Origin of the sequence: Chromohalobacter sp. 296-RDG, assembly GCF_029889885.1 — a bacterium.
GTDB lineage: Bacteria > Pseudomonadota > Gammaproteobacteria > Pseudomonadales > Halomonadaceae > Chromohalobacter.
This window is the reverse complement of the sequence record NZ_JARANY010000007.1, coordinates 24,491-45,168: the sequence shown is the minus strand read 5'-3', so window position 1 is coordinate 45,168 and position 20,678 is coordinate 24,491. Positions and strand designations below refer to the sequence as shown.

General features: G+C 63.1%; 19 protein-coding genes and 1 pseudogene. 9 read left to right on the top strand and 11 right to left on the bottom strand.

What is annotated here, in order from left to right; all coding sequences use genetic code 11:
- Positions 1 to 29: 29 nt before the first annotated feature.
- The 5 genes from OP495_RS04735 to hemC form a co-directional block, all read right to left on the bottom strand.
- Entirely contained in the window at positions 30 to 1,391 is a 1,362-nt protein-coding gene (locus tag OP495_RS04735; RefSeq protein WP_280567570.1) for an NCS2 family permease, read from the bottom strand.
- Between the two features lie 199 nt (positions 1,392 to 1,590).
- Positions 1,591 to 2,820 carry a heme biosynthesis HemY N-terminal domain-containing protein gene (locus OP495_RS04730; RefSeq protein ID WP_280562582.1) on the bottom strand — a complete coding sequence of 410 codons (1,230 nt, stop codon included), beginning with the start codon at positions 2,818 to 2,820 and terminating at the stop codon, positions 1,591 to 1,593.
- Entirely contained in the window at positions 2,817 to 4,388 is a 1,572-nt protein-coding gene (locus OP495_RS04725) for a uroporphyrinogen-III C-methyltransferase (protein WP_280567568.1), read from the bottom strand. The genes OP495_RS04730 and OP495_RS04725 overlap by 4 nt, the downstream gene beginning before the upstream one ends.
- A 45-nt stretch (positions 4,389 to 4,433) precedes the next feature.
- Positions 4,434 to 5,189: a uroporphyrinogen-III synthase gene (locus OP495_RS04720; protein ID WP_280567565.1), complete on the bottom strand. Its 756-nt coding sequence runs from the start codon at positions 5,187 to 5,189 to the stop codon at positions 4,434 to 4,436.
- Complete coding sequence (gene hemC / locus OP495_RS04715) at positions 5,186 to 6,130, bottom strand: hydroxymethylbilane synthase (protein ID WP_280562579.1); 945 nt, start codon at positions 6,128 to 6,130, stop codon at positions 5,186 to 5,188. Before hemC ends, OP495_RS04720 begins: the two co-directional genes overlap by 4 nt.
- A 182-nt stretch (positions 6,131 to 6,312) precedes the next feature.
- Here hemC and argH point away from each other — a divergent pair, with 182 nt between their 5' ends.
- From argH to OP495_RS04680, 7 genes and pseudogenes are all read left to right on the top strand, one after another.
- The gene (gene argH / locus OP495_RS04710; RefSeq protein ID WP_280567563.1) at positions 6,313 to 7,716 is read left to right on the top strand and encodes an argininosuccinate lyase; all 1,404 of its coding nucleotides are present in this window, start codon (positions 6,313 to 6,315) and stop codon (positions 7,714 to 7,716) included.
- Positions 7,717 to 7,730: 14 nt separating this feature from the next.
- A pseudogene (locus OP495_RS04705) lies at positions 7,731 to 7,826 on the top strand (lipoprotein); the annotation flags it as partial.
- 119 nt (positions 7,827 to 7,945) lie between these two features.
- The gene (lysA, locus tag OP495_RS04700) at positions 7,946 to 9,202 is read left to right on the top strand and encodes a diaminopimelate decarboxylase (RefSeq protein WP_280567561.1); all 1,257 of its coding nucleotides are present in this window, start codon (positions 7,946 to 7,948) and stop codon (positions 9,200 to 9,202) included.
- Positions 9,202 to 10,035, top strand: a complete 834-nt coding sequence (gene dapF, locus OP495_RS04695) for a diaminopimelate epimerase (protein ID WP_280562576.1) — start codon at positions 9,202 to 9,204, stop codon at positions 10,033 to 10,035. Before lysA ends, dapF begins: the two co-directional genes overlap by 1 nt.
- Positions 10,036 to 10,110: 75 nt before the next feature.
- Positions 10,111 to 10,830, top strand: a complete 720-nt coding sequence (locus OP495_RS04690; RefSeq protein ID WP_280567559.1) for a DUF484 family protein — start codon at positions 10,111 to 10,113, stop codon at positions 10,828 to 10,830.
- Positions 10,814 to 11,710: a tyrosine recombinase XerC gene (locus OP495_RS04685; RefSeq protein ID WP_280567556.1), complete on the top strand. Its 897-nt coding sequence runs from the start codon at positions 10,814 to 10,816 to the stop codon at positions 11,708 to 11,710. The genes OP495_RS04690 and OP495_RS04685 overlap by 17 nt, the downstream gene beginning before the upstream one ends.
- A 39-nt stretch (positions 11,711 to 11,749) precedes the next feature.
- On the top strand, positions 11,750 to 12,475 hold the full coding sequence (locus OP495_RS04680) for an HAD family hydrolase (protein ID WP_280567554.1): 726 nt from the start codon (positions 11,750 to 11,752) through the stop codon (positions 12,473 to 12,475).
- On the opposite strand, the gene yihA is transcribed toward OP495_RS04680, so the two are convergent.
- Entirely contained in the window at positions 12,472 to 13,101 is a 630-nt protein-coding gene (gene yihA, locus OP495_RS04675) for a ribosome biogenesis GTP-binding protein YihA/YsxC (protein WP_280562572.1), read from the bottom strand. The genes OP495_RS04680 and yihA overlap by 4 nt on opposite strands.
- 267 nt (positions 13,102 to 13,368) lie before the next feature.
- On the opposite strand from yihA, the gene OP495_RS04670 reads away from it, so the two are divergent.
- Positions 13,369 to 14,001: a thiol:disulfide interchange protein DsbA/DsbL gene (locus OP495_RS04670; protein WP_280562571.1), complete on the top strand. Its 633-nt coding sequence runs from the start codon at positions 13,369 to 13,371 to the stop codon at positions 13,999 to 14,001.
- Positions 13,994 to 14,812, top strand: coding sequence for an endonuclease/exonuclease/phosphatase family protein (locus OP495_RS04665; RefSeq protein ID WP_280562570.1), 819 nt, complete (start codon positions 13,994 to 13,996; stop codon positions 14,810 to 14,812). The genes OP495_RS04670 and OP495_RS04665 overlap by 8 nt, the downstream gene beginning before the upstream one ends.
- A 33-nt stretch (positions 14,813 to 14,845) precedes the next feature.
- Here the strand turns inward: OP495_RS04665 and nuoN are convergent, their stop codons facing one another.
- The 5 genes from nuoN to nuoJ form a co-directional block, all read right to left on the bottom strand.
- Entirely contained in the window at positions 14,846 to 16,279 is a 1,434-nt protein-coding gene (nuoN, locus tag OP495_RS04660) for an NADH-quinone oxidoreductase subunit NuoN (protein WP_280562569.1), read from the bottom strand.
- Entirely contained in the window at positions 16,276 to 17,817 is a 1,542-nt protein-coding gene (gene nuoM, locus OP495_RS04655; protein WP_280567552.1) for an NADH-quinone oxidoreductase subunit M, read from the bottom strand. The genes nuoN and nuoM overlap by 4 nt, the downstream gene beginning before the upstream one ends.
- A 77-nt stretch (positions 17,818 to 17,894) precedes the next feature.
- Positions 17,895 to 19,748 carry an NADH-quinone oxidoreductase subunit L gene (nuoL, locus tag OP495_RS04650; protein WP_280567548.1) on the bottom strand — a complete coding sequence of 618 codons (1,854 nt, stop codon included), beginning with the start codon at positions 19,746 to 19,748 and terminating at the stop codon, positions 17,895 to 17,897.
- Positions 19,745 to 20,053: an NADH-quinone oxidoreductase subunit NuoK gene (gene nuoK / locus OP495_RS04645; protein ID WP_075369724.1), complete on the bottom strand. Its 309-nt coding sequence runs from the start codon at positions 20,051 to 20,053 to the stop codon at positions 19,745 to 19,747. Before nuoK ends, nuoL begins: the two co-directional genes overlap by 4 nt.
- The gene (gene nuoJ / locus OP495_RS04640; RefSeq protein ID WP_280562566.1) at positions 20,050 to 20,661 is read right to left on the bottom strand and encodes an NADH-quinone oxidoreductase subunit J; all 612 of its coding nucleotides are present in this window, start codon (positions 20,659 to 20,661) and stop codon (positions 20,050 to 20,052) included. The genes nuoK and nuoJ overlap by 4 nt, the downstream gene beginning before the upstream one ends.
- Positions 20,662 to 20,678: the final 17 nt, after the last annotated feature.

The window sequence follows — 20,678 nt, the reverse complement described above, 5'->3', positions numbered from 1 at the left end:
CTCAGACCTAGCACCCAAACCACGCTACCTCACTGCATCGTCACCAACATGATCGCGCAGAGTACCGCCGTCATCCACATGGCGGGTTTGATCTCAGCCAGACGCCCCGTACAAAGCTTGATCGCCACGAAGCTCAAGAACGCGAAGGCGATGCCAAGCGTGATCGAGTACGTCAGTGGCATGACGATAATCGCCAAAAACGCCGGGAACGCCTGATCCATCTTCTGCCACTCGATGCGTCCCACCGGTGCTAGCATGAAGACGCCGACCATGACCAATGCCGGCGCGGTGGCAATCGCCGGCACCAGCGACAACAACGGCGATAGGAATAGAAACGGGAGAAACAACAGTCCACAGACGACCCCGACGATTCCCGTGCGCCCGCCCTGGGCGACGCCCACTCCCGACTCGACGAACGTCTGGGCGGCACTGGTCCCCAACGGTGCGGCAATCATCGAGGCAAAGGCATCTACGGTCATCGAGCGTTTGAGGTTACGCGGTTGTCCGTCTTCGTCCTTGAGATCGGCGGCTTCCGAGAGCGCCAGAAAGCATGACAGCGCATCGAAAAAGTTGGTGAACAGCATCACGAAGATGAACGGCCAGTAAGCGACCTTGAGCGCGCCCCACAGGTCCACCTGCCACATGACACTGAAATCCGGCCATGCCGCCAGACCGTTCCATGCCACGATCGCATCCGCGCCCCACAGGCGCCCCATGGGTATCGCCACCAGCGTGGTGATAATGATCCCTAGTACCAGCGCGCCGTTGACACGCAGCGTGACTAGCGTTGCGGTCAGAAGCATGCCGGCGATAAAGGTGATCAACGCCGGCGTCAATTCGCCCAGAGATACTAACGTCGCGCTATTGTCGACGACGAAACCGGCATTCTTGAAGCCAATGAAGGTAATGAACAGTCCAATGCCGCAGGTGATGCCGTAGCGCAGCGAATCGGGAATCGCTTCGACGATCACCTTGCGCACATTGAAAAATGCCAGCAGCGCAAACAGCACGCCCGACCAGAACACACAGCCCAGCGCGACTTGCCAAGGCAGGCCTGCCCCCTGCACCAAGGTATAGGCGAATAGCGCGTTCATACCCATGCCGGGCGCGACGAGTATGGGGTTACGCGCGTACAACCCCATCGCCAGACTGCTGAGGAAGCTGATCAAGACAGTCGCCGAGAGCCCCGCCGAGAAAGGGATACCCGCATCGCTCAAGACCGAGGGATTGACCACGATGATGTACATCGCCGCCAAGAAGGTCGCCAAACCAGCCAACAGCTCGGTGCGCAGGGTCGAGCCATAGCGGCGGATGCCGAAATAACGCTCCAGGGCGCCGTCCTGTTGCGTCGTCGATGACGTGGCAGCACGTCGGTGAGGAGTCTGCGCCATGATGTCGTTCCTGTGTGTGTCATTGTTGTCATGAAGGAAGTCCTAACGTTATCCATATCTTGACCGATTGGACAAGGACGTAGAAACACTAACGGCCCACAGACCACCCCGATAAGGCGCCTGCAAGGCCGCGACTCGCCCCTCATGACGGACGATAAAAAAGGGCGCCCGCAGGCGCCCAGGAGAGCAAAAACGTTAGCTAGCGCGTGCGTTCGCTAGGCTGCGGTAACGCCGGCAACGAGCGATCGAGCAGCTCCACGCTCTGGCGATAGAAGAGCTGGCTCTTCTGATGTTCGCCCAAGTTGGCATAAAGCCGCGCCAGCTCGGCGCATACCACCCCGCTAGGGCGCTGACGCTGACTGGCCTCAAAATACTCCTGCGCTTTGCCCCAATAAGCGTTGCGCAACGATAAACGCCCCAGGCTCAGCAGTAAATCGGGATCGTTGGGACGCTCCTGAAGCCATTTCTCGGCATATGCCAACTGGCGACCGGCATCCACGTTGAGCAAGCCATAACGCAGCACCAGGCGCGTGTCCCAGTGCTCCTTGAGGGAATGACGCAGCAAGCGCTCGGCCATCGCTTCTTCGCCATCCTTGACCAGCGCCTCGGTATACAGGACCACCAACTCGACATCGCTGCGCAGATAGTCGGGCATGTCGGCCCACAGATTACGCACGCGGTTGGCATCAGCATTGGGCTGGCGCTGGACCGCCTGCAGGATCAACTCGTAATAGGCACGCTGCTCCAGTTCACGGCGTTCTTCATCGGTGATCAGCTGCTGCTTATCAAGCTTGGGCAGCAAATGACGCAACCCTTCCCAGTCGTTGACACTGAGATAGGCCTGACGCAGCAGCTTGAGCACCTGCGGATGACTGGGCAGCTGCTTTTCGAGGCGCGTCAGCGTCGCCAACGCCTCCTCGAACTGCTGGCGGTCGAGCATCAGCTGCGCTTGCACCATGCCCACCGCGTTATCGGCGCCCTCGGTACTATGATGAGCCCGCTTGAGTAGCGTATCGGCATGCTCGAAACGCCCCTGATAATGCGCCGCCAGTGCCGCGGAAAGATAATTGACCAGCGGTGTACTGGAATCGTCCGCCGCCTTGACCAGATCCTTCTCGGCACGCTTCCAGCGGCCTTCGGCGAGCGCCACCAGGCCTCTCACGGTACGCTTCATGGCATTACGATTACGCGTGCGGCTATTCCAGACTTTTAGCCGGCTCACCGGACGCCGCAGTCGGTGGAGGACGCGCAGCAGGAAATGCAGGGCCAGAAATACCGCCAGCAATATCACCAGACCCAGCCAGAACGAGGTCTGGATAGAGGTATCACCCACGCGTACCAGCCAGTAACCGGGCATCGACTGCATCAACTGGCCGAATAGCGCGCCGACGGCCAGCCCCACGACGATGAGCAGAATCAGCTTTCTCATGCACTGTCTCCTTCATCGCCGCTCTGACGTTGATCGCCACCACCGCCACCGTTGCCATTCTGGAAACGCTTCTCGATGAAGTCCTTGAGCGTCTGCTGCGACTCGCTGATATCCGGCAATTCGGGGCGGATGGTCTTGTCACGCAACGACTCGAGACGCTCGAGGGAGTTGTTCACCGCATCGCGTTGCGTGTCGTAGTAGCGCTCGATCAGCGTGATCGCCTTGTCGAGGCTGGCCTGGTAGAGCTTGGGCTCGGTCTTGAGCAAAGCCAATTGAGCCTGCTCAAGCAAGAGCCGCACATTCTGACGCAGGTAGGACTCCTGCTCGGGCGTCACCAAGGCCTCCAGCGCCTCATCGTGGCGGCGTATGACGACGAGATCCTTGAGCTCGCCGCCCAGGCGGGAGAGCTGCTGTTGCCAACCGCCCTCGAGCGAGGAATCGTTGCCGTTCTGCGCGGACATCTCTTCCACGTCCTGCTTGAGCGGCAGATCCGCAAGCTGCTCCTGCTGCGCCATCAATGCCAGGTACAGCCCGGTGCGATCCACCGTGGGCACCGAATCCAGTGCCGCCAGTTCGGACTGAATCGCCCGGCGTACCGGAATCAACGCGGGATTGTCGGCATCGGTCAAACGCTCATCGGCGGCCTTGAGCAATGCCTTGGCGCCCTTGACGTCACGCTCGAGCTGCAAGCGCTGATTGGCCAGGCGCAGCAGATACTCGGCCTCGGCGTGCAGCCATTCACGCGGGTCGGCCTCCTGCTCGTCGGCCAGCTCGGAGAGTACCTTATCGAGATTTTTGTCGATGTCTTGACGATAGTCCTGAAAATCGCCCTTAAGCGATTCGAACGCTTGTTGCCGCTGGTCGAGACGCTCACGCAGCGTGTCGATGGTCTGCGCGTTCTCGTCGCCAGCGCTGGCCAGTTCGGCCTGCTGCGCCTGCAAACGCTTCCAGCCATATCCCAGCCCCAGCGCCAAGACGATGGCCACGATCACGGCGATGATCAGCGCCGCGATCGCCAGGCCACGCCCGTTGCCACCGCCACCTTGCGACGCTTGCGCGGGGGGAGGCGAGGTGCCGTTACCGCCGGCTTTACCTGACGTCGTCGTCTTGTCGTGCGAGGCGGCACCCGCCGATGCTCCACCAGCCGACGATGCACGCGTGCCGCCGGCCCGGGTCTTGCCCGTGTTCTTGGCCGGAGTGTCCGTCGCTTTTTGCTGGGACTTGGTACCCTGCTGAGACTTGGCGCCACGCTTGGCGGTGGACGCCGAAGCGCTGGCTCCGGACGTCGTCTCGCTTGCCTGGCGCGACGCAGTGTCCGACTTTTCCTCTGCCTTTGGCGTCGCGTCGGAGGAAGTCCAGGACGCTGCGGCGTCGGTCGTCGATGCCTTGGACGACGCGGCGTCGGCCGCCTTGTCCGAGGCACCGCGCGTCTCGTCGGCTACCTCGCCGTCAGCGTCGGTATCGGCCTTGTGAGTCTCGGAGGAGGTCGGCGACTGAGGCGTCTCGTCGGCAGACGTCGACGCATCGATAGGCGTGTTCTTGTCATCCTGATCCTGTCGTTTGCTCATGTGTCGCTAGCCCTTTTCAAACTCATCGTGATCAACGTCGGCGCGTCATGTGTCGCCTACTTCCTGTACGGCGGTCACCAAGGCCTCGGGTGTCGCACCCTGCGCCACGTGCAGCGAAGCGAAACCCATCGTGTCTGCCAGTGTAGCCAAACGCTGACTGGAAACGATTAGCGGTTTGTTCAACGCCGCCTGTCCGCACCAGATAACCAGATGCTCGAGCAATTCGCCACTGGTCACGGTCATGGCCGTGAAATCGCCCATGGCGAGCCAGCCAGCAGCAGTCGCGTCCGGCGCGGTATAAACGCGCCGATAGAGTGCCAGCTTAGTGGCGCGTGCGCCACGCGCCTCAAGCGTCTCGGAGAGCGCCTGGCGCCCCCCCACTCCGCCGACGAGCAGCGCTCGCTGGCCGTCGAGTCGTGCCAGCGAGCGCATCGCCAACAGCGCCTCGCTGGTCGTGCCCAGGCCGGGATCGGGCAAACTCGCCTTGACACCCAGGCCACGGTAAAGCGTCGCCGCCGTCGCCATACCCAGCGCATAGAAACGCGGCCCCTGCGGCAATTGCGGCCAATAGCGATCAAGCCACTCGACCAGACACTCGGCCGCGAAAGGGCTGGTCACGACCACCACGTCGTACTGATCGACATCCAGCAAGGGAGTGCGTTTGACCTCATCAACGTCGAGCGGCTGCAAGTGCATCAACGCAGGATGGGCGGGCAAAAATCCCGCCTCCGACAAGGCCTTGGCCAGCCGTTCGCCACCCTCACCAGGGCGCGTCACCAGAATACGTGACGCAGCGCTCATTCACCTTGGCCGTAAATATCCGCGAGAATCTCACCGGCCCCCTGCTCGAGAAGCGACTCGGCGATACGCACACCCAGCGCTTCAGGCTCGTCGGCCGAGCCACGCCCCTCGGCGCGCAACACATGCGAACCGTCCGGATCCCCGACCAACGCCCGCAGCCATAACGTGCGGTCGCCATCCTCGAGCACGGCATAGCCACCAATGGGTACCTGACAGCCGCCATCCAGGCGCGTGTTCATGGCACGTTCGGCGCGCACTCGAGTCGCCGTCTGCGAATGATCAAGGGGCGCCAGGACCTCGAGCAGCGCTTCATCGTCATAGCGACACTCGATGCCCAACGCGCCCTGGCCGCAAGCCGGCAAGCTGACTTCCGGCGGCAGCTCCTGCGTGATGCGGTGGCCAAGCTCGAGGCGCTCGAGCCCCGAGGTGGCCAGAATGATGGCCTCGAACTCACCGCTGTCCAGCTTACCCAGACGCGTCTGCACGTTGCCACGCAGGTTGAGCACTTCCAGATCGGGGCGCGCCTCCTTGACCTGCAGGCCTCGGCGAAGGCTCGATGTCCCTACGCGCACGCCCCCGGGCAAGGCATCCAGGGTAGCGTAATCGTTGGAGACGAAGGCATCCGTGGGAGCGCCGCTCTCCAGAATCACCGATAGCCCCAGCCCTTCGGGGAAGTGCATCGGCACATCCTTCATCGAGTGCACGGCGATATCGGCGCGTCCGTCCAGCAGCGCCTCCTCCAATTCCTTGACGAATAGCCCCTTGCCGCCGACCTTGGACAGCGGCGAATCGAGGATCTTGTCGCCGCGCGTCGTCAGGGTGACCAGTTCCACCTCGAGTCCGGGATGTAACGCCATCAGACGAGCCTTGACGTGCTCGGCTTGCCATAACGCAAGGCGGCTCTGTCGGGTGGCGATGCGCAGTGTCTGCATGGCGGGCATTGGACTCTCCTCAATAGGCGCACACCGATTTGGCGGCGAGAATGACTAACATCATAAAGCAGTCCCCGGTCGAGGAAAAATCCCGCCCCCAGCGTTCTCGAGCCCTGTCCCGCCTCGCCAGCAGCGCCGACTCTGGTACACTCAGGGTATCATCATCTCGACCAAGCAGGACGCCACGCCCGATGAGCAATACGACCAACCAATCCTGGGGCGGACGCTTCAGCGAACCCACCGACGCCTTCGTCGCACGCTTCACGGCGTCGGTGGACTTCGACCGGCGCCTCTATCATCACGACATTCGCGGCTCCATCGCCCATGCCACCATGCTCGAACGCGTCGGCGTGCTCACCTGTGATGAGCGCGAGGCCATCGTGCAAGGCCTCGGCGAAGTGGAGCGGGAAATCGACGCCGAGCAGTTTCCCTGGTCGGTGGAACTCGAAGACGTCCACATGAACATCGAGGCCAGGCTGACCGAGAAAATCGGTATCACCGGCAAGAAGCTGCATACCGGTCGCTCGCGCAACGATCAGATCGCCACCGACATCCGGCTTTATCTGCGTGACGAGATCGATATCGTCGCGGCCGAGATCGCCCGCCTGCGCGAGGGGCTAATCGAGCTGGCCACGCGCGAGGCCGACACCGTCATGCCCGGCTTCACGCACCTGCAGACCGCCCAGCCGGTGACCTTCGGCCACCACCTGCTGGCCTGGCAGGAAATGCTCACCCGCGACCACGAACGCCTGCTGGACTGCCGGAAGCGCGTCAACGTGATGCCGCTGGGGGCCGCCGCGCTGGCCGGCACCACCTACCCCATCGACCGTCACGTCACCGCCGATTTGCTGGGCTTCGAGCGCCCCGCCGAGAACAGCCTCGACGCGGTCAGCGATCGCGACTTCGCCATCGAGTTCGGCGCCTTCGCCAGCACCCTGCTGATGCACCTGTCACGCATGAGCGAGGAGCTGGTGCTGTGGACTAGCGCCCAGTTCGACTTCATCGACCTGCCCGACCGCTTCTGCACCGGTTCGTCGATCATGCCACAGAAGAAGAACCCTGATGTCCCCGAGCTGGTACGCGGCAAGACCGGGCGCGTCTACGGCCATCTGATGGGGCTTTTAACGCTGATGAAGTCGCAGCCGCTGGCTTACAACAAGGACAACCAGGAAGACAAGGAGCCGCTTTTCGACACCGTCGACACCGTGCAGGGCTGTCTCAAGGCGTTCGCCGACATGGTGCCGGCCATCGAGGCCAAGGCAGGCAATATGTTCGAAGCCGCGCGCAAGGGCTTCTCCACCGCCACCGATCTGGCGGACTACCTGGTGCGTGCCGGCGTGGCCTTCCGCGATGCCCATGAAATCGTCGGCCAAGCCGTGGCGCTGGGCCTGCGCGAGCAGAAGGACCTTTCGGAGATGTCTCTCGACGAATTGCGCCAGTTCTCTGACGCCATTCAGGCCGACGTCTTCGAAGTGCTGACGCTGGAAGGCTCGGTGGCGGCACGCAACCACATCGGCGGCACCGCACCGGATCAGGTCCGCGCGGCTGCCCAACGTGCTCGCGATGCGCTCGCCACGCTGCAACAGGAGGCATGATGCGCTTACTTCCCATGACAGCCGCTCTCGGCATCGCCCTGCTCACGCTCGCCGGTTGCGGCCAAAAGGGCCCGCTCTACATGCCCGATGACGAACAGGCCAGCGAGCAGTACGATCCGGCGGACGCTTATGAAGACGACGCCGACCAGAGCCAAGATGACACTGACCAGAGCCAAGACGACGCCGCGCGCGACGCTTCTTCTCAATCCGACAGCGACGCAGACTGACGATGGATCATTTCAACTACCGCGACGGCCAACTCCATGCTGAAGACGTCCCTCTGGCCGATATCGCCGAGCGTTTCGGCACGCCCTGTTACGTGTATTCACGGGCAACCTTCACGCGCCACTTCAAGGCCTACAGTGACGCGCTGGGCGAACATCCGCACCTGATCTGCTACGCGGTGAAGGCCAATGCCAACCTTGCCGTGCTCGATTTGTTGGCGCGCCTCGGCGCGGGGTTCGACATCGTTTCCCAAGGCGAACTCGAACGCGTGCTGGCCGCCGGCGGCGACCCCGCCAAAGTGGTGTTTTCAGGTGTCGCCAAGCAGGCCGACGAAATGGCCCGCGCGTTAGAGGTCGACATCAAGTGCTTCAACGTGGAATCGCTGCCGGAACTCGAACGCCTGGACCAGGTGGCGGGCGAATGCGGCCAGGTGGCGCGAGTCTCATTGCGCGTCAATCCCGACGTCGACGCCCGGACGCATCCTTACATTTCCACCGGACTCAAGGCCAATAAGTTCGGTATCGCCGTCGACGACGCCTTCGAGGTCTATCAGCGGGCCGCCGAACTGCCGAATCTCGAGGTCGTCGGCCTGGATTGCCACATCGGTTCGCAGCTCACCGAACTGGCGCCCTTCCTCGACGCCCTGGACCGCCTGCTGGTACTGCTCGACCGCCTGCATGAGGCGGGCATCACCGTCGAGCATCTCGACCTGGGCGGTGGGCTCGGCGTGCCTTATCAGGACGAGCAACCGCCCGCCCCCTACGATTACGCCCGGGCCCTGCTCGAGCGCCTCGACGGTCGCGATTTGACGCTACTCTTCGAGCCGGGCCGCTCGATCGCCGCCAACGCTGGCGTGCTCGTGACCCGCGTCGAATACCTGAAGCCCGGCGAGACCCAACATTTCGCCATCGTCGACGCCGGCATGAACGACCTTATTCGCCCCGCGCTGTATGAAGCATGGCAACGCATCGTCCCCGTCGATACCCGGACACCCCGCGAGACGGCACTCTACGACGTGGTCGGCCCAGTCTGTGAAACCGGCGACTTCCTCGGCAAGGCGCGCGAACTGGCCATCGCGCCAGCCGACCTGCTCGCAGTGCGCTCGGCCGGGGCCTACGGCTTCGTGATGGCCTCCAACTACAATAGCCGGCCGCGTCCCGCCGAGATCATGGTCGACGGCGATAGTACGCAAGTCGTGCGCGAACGCGAGACGCTCGCTGCCTTGTGGGCCGGCGAGCACTGCCTGGCGGAGACCTCCTGATGCTGCTGCATTTCACCAAGATGCACGGGCTCGGCAACGACTTCATGGTGGTCGACCTGGTCACCCAGCGCGCGCGGCTCGACACCGAGCGCATCCAGCAACTGGCTGATCGGCATCTCGGTATCGGTTTCGATCAGTTGCTGCTGGTCGAACCACCGCGCGACCCAGAGATGGATTTCCGCTACCGCATCTTCAATGCCGACGGCCACGAGGTGGAGAATTGCGGTAACGGCGCCCGCTGTTTCGCGCGTTTCGTGCGCGAAGCGCGCCTGACCCACAAGCGCGAGATTCGCGTCGAAACCCAGGCCGGGCCCCTGACCCTGCGCGTCGAGGAAGACGAGCGAGTTCGCGTGAACATGGGCGTGCCGCGTTTCGCGCCCGAAGCCGTGCCCTTCGACGCTCCGACCGAGGCGCCCACGCATACCTTGGAAGTCGACGACGCACGTTGGGAGATCGGCGTGGTCTCGATGGGCAACCCCCATGCCGTCCTGGTGGTCGACGATGTCGATACCGCGCCGGTGGCACACCTGGGGCCGCTCATCGAACGCCATGTGCGCTTCCCCCGGCGCGTCAATGTGGGCTTCCTGCAGGTCGTCTCGCGTCACGAGGCGCGCCTGCGGGTCTTCGAACGTGGCAGCGGCGAAACGCTGGCCTGCGGCACCGGCGCTTGCGCGGCGGTGGCCAACGGCATCCGGCGTGGGTTGTTCGAGAGTCCCGTCGATGTTCATCTACCCGGTGGCACACTCACCTTGGAGTGGCCCGCCGAGGACGCCCCCATGGTAATGATCGGCCCCGCCATCAGCGTCTTCGAGGGGCGTATCGCGCTGCCTTAGCAGCATTGCCGAGTGCCCGGAGAACCTTCAAACAACGACACGGCACGCAAGACGGAAACACAGGAGAACATACGCATGTCCCAAGCCCAGGCGCCCGAGCCGCGCACGACGCTCGACCCCGAGCGTGTCGCACATTGGCTGGCCCGTCATCCCGACTTCTTCGTCGGCCGAGAGGGACTGCTCCAACAGCTAAAGGTGCCGCATCCCCAGACTCAAGGCGCGATTTCGCTGCTCGAACGTCTCGTGCACGACCTGCGCGAGCGCGCCGAGACCGCCGAATGGCGCCTCGAGCATCTGTTGGAGACGGCGCGCTACAACGAGGCGCAGTACCAGCGCACACGCTCGCTGATCCTGGCGCTGCTCGAGGCGGAAAACGTCGACGCGCTAGGCGAGGCCTTATCAACCCAACTCAGTGAGCGATTTCGCACCCAAGCGGTCGCGTTGTGGCTAGACTCGCCCCACGATGGCAGCGCCGTACAGCCTCCCCAGTTGCGTCTCGATGATGCCGCGCGCGCGACACTAGAGGAGCTACTCGATGGCCACAACAGCCGCTGCACCCAGCTTTCGCGAGACGCGTGGCGTGAGCTCCTCCCGCATTCCGAGCCACCCGAGAGCAGCGGTTCATGCGCCGTGACGCGCCTGACCATGGGCGAACCGCTCGGCTATCTGCTGCTTGCCAGCCAGGAGAGCGAGCACTTTCGTGCCACGCTCGATACCCTGTTCACCGATTACCTCGGCGAAATCGTCGGGCGCTTGCTGAGCCGACTGGATACCGCGCATGCACGCCGCGATTGAAGATTTCCTGCGCGCCCTGGCGGGGCATTCCAGCCCCGCGACGCTGGATGCCTATCGGCGCGACTTGGCCGCGCTGGCGCATTTTCTCGAGGCGCATGACATCGACGACTGGTCCACGCTGGATGCCGCCCTGGTGCGTCGTTTCCTGGGCGCCGAGCGCACCCGAGGTCTGGCCCCGCGCAGCCTCGCCCGGCGCCGCGCCGCGCTATCGCGTTTCGCCGATCATCTGGTACGCAGCGGCGTACTTGCCCACAACCCCGTGGCCTTGACCCAGACCCCGCGTCAGCCTCAGCACCTGCCGCGTCCGGTGGATGTCGATCAGTTATCGCGCTTTCTGGATACCCCGCACGACGACACCCCGCTCGCGGTGCGCGATCAGGCCATGCTGGAATTGTTCTATTCCTGCGGGCTGCGCCTGGCGGAATTGACGGCGCTGGACGTCACGGACCTAGAGACTCGGCGTGTGCGGGTCGTAGGCAAGGGCAGCAAACCGCGCCAGATGCCCCTCGGCGGCCGTGCCCAGGCGGCGCTGACGGCATGGTTCAAGGTCCGTGGCCAACTGGCCGACGCAGAAGAACGCGCGCTGTTCGTCGGTCAACGCGGCGCACGACTCGGGCATCGCGCGGTACAGAAGCGCCTCGTGCATCTTGCCCGCGAGCGCGGCCTGCCCGAACATCTGCACCCGCATCGCCTGCGTCACTCCTTCGCCAGCCACCTGCTCGAATCGAGCCAGGATCTGCGCGCCGTGCAGGATTTGCTGGGGCATGCCAACCTGTCCACCACGCAGATCTATACACGCCTCGACTGGCAGCATCTCACCGACGCCTACGATCAGGCACACCCGCGCGCCCGGCGTCACGACACATCCGGTGAGGACTGAGACTCACGGTTCTGACTCACGGCTCTGGAGACGACCCCGATGGCAATAACCGCGCTGACCTTCGATCTTGACGATACGCTGTGGAACAACCGTCCTGTCCTGGAGCGCGCCGAGACCGGCCATTATCAGTGGCTCAGCGACGCCCTCGCCGCTGCCTCACCAGACACCGCTCGTACGTTCATGACTGACTACCCGTTGAGCGCGTATCAGCAATACCGTCTCGACGTGGCGCAGCGCTTTCCGCTCAAGCGCGGCGATTTCACCTGGATTCGCGAACGTGCATTATTCGAGATGGTGGAAGCTTACGGGCTGTCTCGCCTTAGGGCGCGCCTGTGGGCGGCACACGCCATTGCGCATTTCCTCGACCTGCGCCATGACCTCACGCCCTACCCCGAGGTGGTGGCCATGCTCGACACGCTGCGCCGTGGTTATAGGATCGCCGCGATCACCAACGGCAACGCCGACCTCAAGCGTCTGGACCTGGCCGAGCATTTCAGCGTCATGATCGCTGCAGGCGAGCTGCATGCCCCCAAACCCGACCCGCGCGCCTTCCTCGCGGCGCTGGCAAGGCTCGACGCCCAGCCGGCGCAAGGTCTCCATATCGGCGACTCCTGGCGCGAGGATGTGCTACCAGCACAGCGCCTGGGCATGCAGGTCGCCTGGATCGACGCCAAGCACGAAGGCCCGTGCGAGCTGCTCCCCGGCGTACATCGCCTCACGCACGTGCGTGAACTGCCCACCCTACTCGCTAGGCTGGCAGGCTAGGTTGACGCGTCATCCCTATCGCATAGCCAGGCATCCATGCGCGCGCATGCTTCGTCGACACCTTGCCGCTTGAGCGCCGAGAACAGCTGCACGCTGACCAGATCTTCCCACTCGGCGAGCTGGCGGCGCACCGCCAGAAGCGAAGACTTGGCCGCTCCGGGCTTGAGCTTGTCGGCCTTGGTCAACAGGATGTGCACGGGCATCGCTTTCTCATCAGCCCAGCCCAGCATCATCTGATCGAACTCGGTCAGCGGGTGGCGTACGTCCATGACCAACATCAAGCCCCTGAGCGTCTCACGCTGATACAGATACTCGCTCAAGTGACGCTGCCACTCCAGCTTGACCTGATCCGGCACCTTGGCGAAGCCGTAACCGGGCAGATCCACCAACCGGTACGCCTCGTCGTTTGCGAGGGTGAAGAAGTTGATCAGCTGCGTGCGCCCCGGCGTTTTGGAGGTGCGCGCCAACGCCTTCTGCTGAGTGAGCGTATTGATCGCGCTCGACTTACCGGCGTTGGAGCGCCCGGCAAACGCCACTTCCGCGCCCGTGTCAGTAGGGCACAAGGCCAGGCGCGGCGCGCTGATTAAAAAACGCGCGGTCTGGTAGTTGATCTTGCCATCTTGCATGCTGGTTCTCGACTGAGCTGCCGCCTATACGCGGCGAATGATCCATGAGGGACGTTTGCGCCACAGTGTATCATTGCGTGGACGTCACGCATGCTGGCAAAGCCTCACCGATAGCCCTCGCGCCCTTTCCATATCGTGGCTTGGAGTGGTATCACTAACGCATGCGTTCACATTGGCCGTTCGGGAACCCCGGTTGCCGACGCGGTTCAAACGTTCATCAAAGGCGGCGACGCTTAAGCACCGTCCGTTTTTATCAAGGAGAATTGCATGTTGAAGTCGTTGTTAGTACTGGTCGCCGGCCTGGGTATGTCAACGCTGGTCATGGCCGCCCCCCCGGTCGCAGGAGAGGATTACAAGGTACTCGACGAGCCGGTAAAAACCGAGGTACCGGATGGCAAGATCGAGGTCAACGAGGTGTTCTGGTACGGCTGCCCGCACTGCTACGCCCTTGAAGGGCCGCTCAATGCGTGGGTCGACGAACTGCCCGACGACGTGGCCTTTCAGCGCATCCCAGCCACCATGGGCGATACCTGGACCAAGCATGCGCGCGCCTTCTACGCCGCCAAGGCGTTAGGCATCCAGAAAGACATGCACAGTGACTTCTTCGATGCCATCCACGAGAAAGGCCAACGCCTCACCGAACCGAACGACATCGCCGAATTCTTCACTCACTATGGCGTCAGCAAGGACGACGCGCTCGATGCCCTCGAGTCCTTCGGCGTGAAAAGCCAGATCAATCGCGCCAACGCCAAGATGCGTAGCTACAAGATCATGGGAGTTCCCGCTCTGATCGTCGACGGTCATTACGTGATCACACCCAGCAGCGCTGGCTCGCTGGAAAACATGCCCAAGATCGCCGATGCCCTGATCGACAAGGTACGCAGCGAACGCAATGAGTAACGCCACCGCCGCGGCGCCTGCCTCCCAGGCGCCCCGCTCGCTACGCCTTCTGACCTGTAATCTGCAGGTCGGTATTCATACTTCGGCCTACCATCATTACCTGACGCGCAGTTGGCAGCATCTGTTGCCGCATCCCAAGCGCCAGGGGCGCCTCGACCTTATCGGCGACATGCTGCGCGGCTACGATATCGTCGGCCTTCAGGAAGTCGATGGGGGCAGTTTCCGCTCGGGGCACGTCAATCAGGTCGAGTATCTCGCCACGCGGGCCGAGTTGCCTCACTACTACCAGCAGCTCAACCGCAACCTGGGGCGTGTCGCCCAGCACAGCAATGGCCTGCTGTCGCGTCTTAAACCGCACCAAATAGACGAGTATCGCCTGCCCGGCACGTTACCGGGTCGCGGCGCCATTCATGCACGCTTCGGCGACGGACCGGATGCCTTGCATCTGGTCGTGGCGCACCTGGCATTGGGGCATCGCGCGCGTACCCGGCAGCTCGACTACTTGAGCGAGCTCATTCAACCGCTACGCCACGTGATAGTGATGGGTGATCTCAACTGCACGCCGGATCAGATCAACGCCCACCAGCGCTTCTGTCATGCGCTGCCACTGCATCCTGCGGCAATGCCGTTGTCATATCCCGCCTGGCAGCCGCGCCGCGCGCTCGACCATATTCTGATCTCCGACGCCTTGCACGCCGAACGCTTCGAGGTGCTCGACCGATTGTTTTCCGACCACCTGCCGGTGGCGGTGGATATTCAACTACCCACCGCCTGCCTGCGCAGCATGCCCAACGACAATGCCGCCTCGTGAGCAAGCAGCAGCACATCAGCACAGTCGCGACGCTTACGTCGCGGCCATGAGCCGCACCCAGTCGATCATCGGCGCAGGATAGACCCCCAACAGCACGACCAAGGCCGCCAGCGCCAGCACCACCACGCCGCCGGCACGTTGCGCCCAGTCGGTAGTCGCGTCACGGCGCTGCATGCCCGGCTCGGGCAAAAAGAGCGTCACCATCACGCGTAGATAGTAGTAAAGGCCGATAGCACTCCCCGCCACCACGGCGCCGACCAGCCACCAGCGGCTGGCTTCGACCCCCACCGCGACGATGTAGAACTTGCCGATAAAGCCGGCGGTCAAGGGGATCCCTGCCAGTGACAGCATCATCACCGTCAGTACCGCCGTCAGATAGGGCCGCCGCCAGAACAAGCCACGGTAATGGTGCAAGCGGCTAGCATCGGCGCCGCCGTAGGGGCTCGACAGCAGCGTCACCACGCCGAAAGCGCCCAGCGTCGTCAGCACATAGGTCACTAGATAGATACTCGCGGTTTCCACCGCCATCCCCTCGTTGATCACCAGTGCCACCAGCAAATAGCCGAAATGCGCGATCGAGGAATAGCCCAGCAGGCGCTTGAGATCTTGCTGCATCAACGCCAGCAGGTTGCCGGTCAGCATCGTCACGAAGGCGAGTACAGCGAGTAGGCTGTGAAACCAGGCATCCTGGATCGCCGGAGCGGATTGCAGAAGACGCAACAAGACGACCAGTACCGCCACCTTGCTGGCCGAGGCCAGGAAAGTGGCCGCCGGGGCGGGACTGCCTTCGTAGACGTCCGGCGTCCACAGATGGAAAGGCACGATGGAGAGTTTGAAGCCCAGCCCGATGAGCATCATGCCCATGCCAGCCAGCAGCCATCCATCGCCACCTGCCGACGCCAATGCCCCACCCAATCCGGCGAAATCGAGATGCCCGGTACGCGCGTACAGAAGCGCCATGCCGAACAGCAAGAAGGCTGAGGCTGCCGCGGAAAGCACCATGTACTTGACGCCCGCTTCTAGGGCACCCCGCTCGCGATAGGTGTAGGCCAGCATGCCGTAAAGCGGCATCGATAATAGTTCCAGGCTGAAGAACAGCGAGGCCAGGTGGCGACTGCTTACCAGCGCAATCCCACCGGCGGCGGCACACAGCAGCAGCAGATAATACTCCTCGCGTGGACCACGCGCGCCTTCGAGGTAAGCATGTCCCAGCGTGGCGCAGGCCAGCGTGGCGATGAGAATCAGCACGCCGCCGAAGATCGACAGACCGTCCACCGTTATCAGCGGCGTCACATCGAGTGGCGCCTGCCACCAGGCCAGAAGCTGTGCCGCCAGCGCCAGATTGAGGCCGACCACGGTCAACGTGGCCGTCAGGTCGTGATGCCGACGCCACGCAATGGTCAACATGACCACGATAGCCGTGGCACAGACGAGGATTAGCGGTGAAAGAGCAAGCAACGACGTCATGGCGTCTCCTCAGGCATGGCAGGCGTTTCTTCCAGCGTCATGATGCGCTCGACGTTTTGCATCGCCGCCTCCGAGGTATCCAGCAACGGGCCAGGATAGAGCCCGACCCACAACACCAGGACCAGCAGACCGAGCATCATCACGATCTCGCGGCCATCGAGCCCGCCCAGAGGGGTATCTTCCTTGGCCGGACCGAAGTAGACGCGTTGCATGATGAATAGCGAATAGATCGCCGCCAGTACGAAGCCGCTACTGGCAACCACGACCACCCAGGGCCAAGTACCGAAGGTGCCGAACAGCACCAGGAACTCACCCACGAAGTTGGCCGTCCCCGGGATGCCCATCGAGGCCGCCACGAAACACAGCGCAATGCCCGGCAAGCCCTTGATGCGGCCCCACAGGCCGCCCATCAAACGCATGTCGCGGGTATGCAGGCGCTCATAGAGTTGGCCACTGATAATGAAGAGCCCCGAAGCCGAGAAGGCATGCGCGACCATCAGCACCACCACGCCCTGCAGGGCCAGCTCGGTACCACTGTAGATACCGATCAGCACGAACCCCATGTGGGAAATGCTGGAATAGGCCACCAAGCGTTTCAGATCATGCTGGCCACACGCCAGGATCGCGCCGTAGAAGATCCCCAGGATGCCCAGCCCCATCGCGACCGGTGCGAAAGCCTGGGAAGCCTCGGGAAATAGCGGCAAGGCGAAGCGCAACATACCGTAGGCGGCCGTCTTGAGCAGAATCCCCGCCAGATCGACGCTCCCCGCCGTGGGCGCCTGGGCATGCGCGTCGGGTAGCCACCCATGCAGCGGCACCACCGGCATCTTGACCGCGAAAGCGATGAAGAAGCCCAGCATCAGCCACCATGCCATCTGGGGGGAGAGCTCGTTCTGGGCAGTATGGCGCAACGCCTCGTAGCTGAAGCTGTATTCCCCGGTGGCGGCGTAATGTGCAAACACCAGGCCGAGAATGGCCACCAGCATCAAAAGCCCGCTGGCCTGTGTGTAGATGAAGAATTTCGTCGCCGCCTGGATACGCGTGTTGCCCGTGGAACCGCTATGCCCCCACAACGCAATCAGGAAGTACATGGGGACCAGCATCATCTCCCAGAAGAAGAAGAACAGGAACAGATCGATGGCCAGAAAGACACCGACCACGCCCCCCAGAATCCACAACAGGTTGAGATGGAAAAAACCGATGCGACGCGAGATCTCGTGCCACGAGCACACCACCGCCAGCACGCCGAGTAGCCCGGTGAGCGCGATCATGATCAACGACAGGCCATCCAGCGCCAAGTGGACCTCGATGCCGAAACGGGGGATCCACGCGGCGCGCCACTCGAGGGCCCAGTCCGCAGCGCCCTGCGCGGCATTCAAGCCATAATCGCCATGCCACCACACGCCCAAGACCAGCGCCAACTCGAGCAGCATGGTACCCAGGGCAATCCAGCGCGGCGGTTGCTCGCCGAAACGCTCGGCTTGCCAACACAGCAACCCACCGATGAAGGGGATCAGAATCAAACAGACCAGAATCATCAGCGCTGCGCCCCCTCAGCTTGCCACGTTAGCCTTCTATCCCCGCCACCGGTGTCTTTCTTCAAGTCGTACATCGCTTACCCCAAAGCCAGGAAGATCAGCACCACGGTCGCGCCCAGCGTCATCGAAACGGCATAGTGGCGCAGCCGCCCCGTCTGGGATCGCGTCAACAGCCAGCGCAGGCCGCGCGCCAGCAACGGCACCAGATTGCACAATCCGTTGATCCAGTCGCTACGCCACAGCCACACCAGGCCACGGAACGGCTTGACCAGCACTGCGTCAAACAGGGCATCGAAGCCCCAGGCGTGATGCCAGAGGCGCCACAGGCGCGCGCCTTCCGGTAGAGCGACCAGGCGCGCCACCAACTCGCGTCGCCACGCGAACAGCCACAGCGCTACGGCCACACCGCCCACGGCGATCAGCATGGCACCGATCTCCAGCGCATGGCGCCCGGTTTCCTTCGCCGCGCCGGGGCTCGCCGGCAGCACCTCGTCGAGTGGAGGGTGAATCCAGGCGCCGACCAGCGTCGAGAGTACGATCAGCACGACCAATGGCAGGCCATGCACCAGACCGCGTCCCCCCTCGGCATGCCGGCTATGATCGCTCCCCGACGTACCGTGGAAAGTGCCGACGATCAAGCGCACGGTATACAGGGAGGTCAGCAGCGCGCCGACCAGACCCGCCATCAGCAAGCCGATATGCCCGGACGCCAGCGCCTCCCAGAGGATCTCATCCTTGCTGTAGAAGCCGGCCGTCACCAGCGGCAACGCCGCCAGCGCCGAGCCACCGACCACGAACCCAGCATAGGCCAGCGGCAACTTTCGCCACAGCCCGCCGAGGCGTCGCATCTCCTGCTCATGATGACAGGAGATGATCACCGACCCCGCCGAGAGGAACAGCAACGCCTTGAAGAAGGCGTGAATCATCAGATGGAAAATGGCCGCATCGAAGGCCCCAACACCTAGCGCCAGGAACATGTAGCCGATCTGGCTCATCGTCGAATAGGCCAGCACGCGCTTGATGTCCGTCTGCGCCAGGGCGGCAAACCCAGCCATCAATAGCGTCACCGCGCCGATCCAGCCCACCAGCGTCAGAACATCCGGTGCCAGCAGGAACAGGCCATGCATGCGCGCGATCAGATACACCCCGGCGGTGACCATGGTGGCCGCGTGGATCAGCGCCGATACCGGCGTGGGGCCGGCCATGGCATCAGCCAGCCAGGTGTGCAGCGGCAACTGCGCGGACTTGCCCAGCGCCCCGCCAAGCAGCATCAACGTGGCCAGTTCGACCATCAGGTCGCCACGCGCCCAGACTTCGGGCGCCCGCGCCAACAGCGTCTGAATGTTCAGCGTGCCCAGCTCGACGAACAGGATGAATAGCCCGATCGCCATCAACACATCGCCGATACGCGTCACCAGGAAGGCCTTGAACGCCGCCCAGCCATTGGCCGAGTCATGGTAGTAATAGCCGATCAACAAATAGCTGCACAGGCCGACGCCTTCCCAACCGAGATACAGCAGCAGCAGATTGTCGCCCAGCACCAGCAGCACCATGCTGAACACGAACAGATTCATGTAGGCATAGAAACGGCGAACCCCTGTGTCGCCGCGCATGTACCAGGCCGCAAACAGATGGATCAAAAAGCCCACGCCGGTGATCACGCCGAGCATCGTCAGCGACAGCCCATCGACCAACAGCCCCATCGACGACTGGAAATCGCCCACGTCGATCCAGGTCCAAAGCGCCATGACCTGCGCCGCCGAGCCGTGTTCAAGAAAATCGAGGGCCACCCACACGGTCGTGGCCGCCGCCAGTCCCAGCGCAGTGACCCCCACCGTCGCCGCGCCACGCAGCGACAGGCGGTCACCGCTCAGCGCCAGGACGAGACACCCCAACAGGGGAAACAAGAATGTCAGAGTGAGTAGATTCATCCGCGCAACCTGCTTGCCGCATCGATATCAAGGGTCTTGAAGCGCCGATAGAGCTGCAACAACAGCGCCAGTCCCACGCTTGCCTCGGCCGCTGCCAGGGTAATCACCAGCAGGAACATGACCTGGCCATCGGGCTGCCCCCAGCGCGTCCCCGCGACGATGAAGGCGAGCCCCGCCGCATTCATCATGACTTCCAGGCTCATCAGCACGAACAGCATGTTACGCCGCATCATCAGCCCCACCAGCCCCAGCGCGAAGAGGATCGACGCCAGGATCAGGCCGTGTTCCATGGGAACGCCATTCATCGTGAAGTCTCCTCGCTTGAGGTGTCGTCACCGAGCGAGCGCTCGCTGGCGGCGCGCCCGCGGCCATCTGCAGTGCGTTTGCTCGGCACTTGGTGTACTGCGTGTGCCTCGTCATGCGACTCGCTGCGCCCCAGATGAGACGCCGCCACCAATGCCGCCAGCAGCAGCATCGCGGCAAGCTCGACGACGATCAGGTAAGGTCCGAACAGCAACGTACCCACCGCCTTGGCGGTCAAGGTCTCGCCCTCGATACGTCCGCCTACATCGGCACCGATCAATGTCGCCAACAGCACCAACAGCAAGACCCCGCTGAGTATCGCCGGCCCCAGCCAGGTACGTGGGCGCAACCAGGCACTCTCTTGCTGCGCGGCGGCCTCGCCGAGGTTGAGCATCATGACCACGAACACGAACAACACCATGATCGCGCCAGCGTAGACGATGATTTCCAGTGCCCCGGCGAAGGGTGCCCCCAACGCAAAGAACACCATCGCCACCGCGATGAGCGAGACGATCAGGTAAAGCAAGGCATGTACCGGGTGCCGCCCGGTAACCACCCCAAGCGTCGCGAGCACGGTGACCACGGCGCTGAGATAGAAGGCGATTTCCATGGTATCTCCCTATTCTG

Coding starts and splice junctions, on each gene's coding strand:
- OP495_RS04735 (WP_280567570.1), bottom strand. CDS start 1,391: ATGGCGCAGACTCCTCACCGACGTGCTGCCACGTCATCGACGACGCAA.
- OP495_RS04730 (WP_280562582.1), bottom strand. CDS start 2,820: ATGAGAAAGCTGATTCTGCTCATCGTCGTGGGGCTGGCCGTCGGCGCG.
- OP495_RS04725 (WP_280567568.1), bottom strand. CDS start 4,388: ATGAGCAAACGACAGGATCAGGATGACAAGAACACGCCTATCGATGCG.
- OP495_RS04720 (WP_280567565.1), bottom strand. CDS start 5,189: ATGAGCGCTGCGTCACGTATTCTGGTGACGCGCCCTGGTGAGGGTGGC.
- hemC (WP_280562579.1), bottom strand. CDS start 6,130: ATGCCCGCCATGCAGACACTGCGCATCGCCACCCGACAGAGCCGCCTT.
- argH (WP_280567563.1), top strand. CDS start 6,313: ATGAGCAATACGACCAACCAATCCTGGGGCGGACGCTTCAGCGAACCC.
- lysA (WP_280567561.1), top strand. CDS start 7,946: ATGGATCATTTCAACTACCGCGACGGCCAACTCCATGCTGAAGACGTC.
- dapF (WP_280562576.1), top strand. CDS start 9,202: ATGCTGCTGCATTTCACCAAGATGCACGGGCTCGGCAACGACTTCATG.
- OP495_RS04690 (WP_280567559.1), top strand. CDS start 10,111: ATGTCCCAAGCCCAGGCGCCCGAGCCGCGCACGACGCTCGACCCCGAG.
- OP495_RS04685 (WP_280567556.1), top strand. CDS start 10,814: ATGCACGCCGCGATTGAAGATTTCCTGCGCGCCCTGGCGGGGCATTCC.
- OP495_RS04680 (WP_280567554.1), top strand. CDS start 11,750: ATGGCAATAACCGCGCTGACCTTCGATCTTGACGATACGCTGTGGAAC.
- yihA (WP_280562572.1), bottom strand. CDS start 13,101: ATGCAAGATGGCAAGATCAACTACCAGACCGCGCGTTTTTTAATCAGC.
- OP495_RS04670 (WP_280562571.1), top strand. CDS start 13,369: ATGTTGAAGTCGTTGTTAGTACTGGTCGCCGGCCTGGGTATGTCAACG.
- OP495_RS04665 (WP_280562570.1), top strand. CDS start 13,994: ATGAGTAACGCCACCGCCGCGGCGCCTGCCTCCCAGGCGCCCCGCTCG.
- nuoN (WP_280562569.1), bottom strand. CDS start 16,279: ATGACGTCGTTGCTTGCTCTTTCACCGCTAATCCTCGTCTGTGCCACG.
- nuoM (WP_280567552.1), bottom strand. CDS start 17,817: ATGATTCTGGTCTGTTTGATTCTGATCCCCTTCATCGGTGGGTTGCTG.
- nuoL (WP_280567548.1), bottom strand. CDS start 19,748: ATGAATCTACTCACTCTGACATTCTTGTTTCCCCTGTTGGGGTGTCTC.
- nuoK (WP_075369724.1), bottom strand. CDS start 20,053: ATGAATGGCGTTCCCATGGAACACGGCCTGATCCTGGCGTCGATCCTC.
- nuoJ (WP_280562566.1), bottom strand. CDS start 20,661: ATGGAAATCGCCTTCTATCTCAGCGCCGTGGTCACCGTGCTCGCGACG.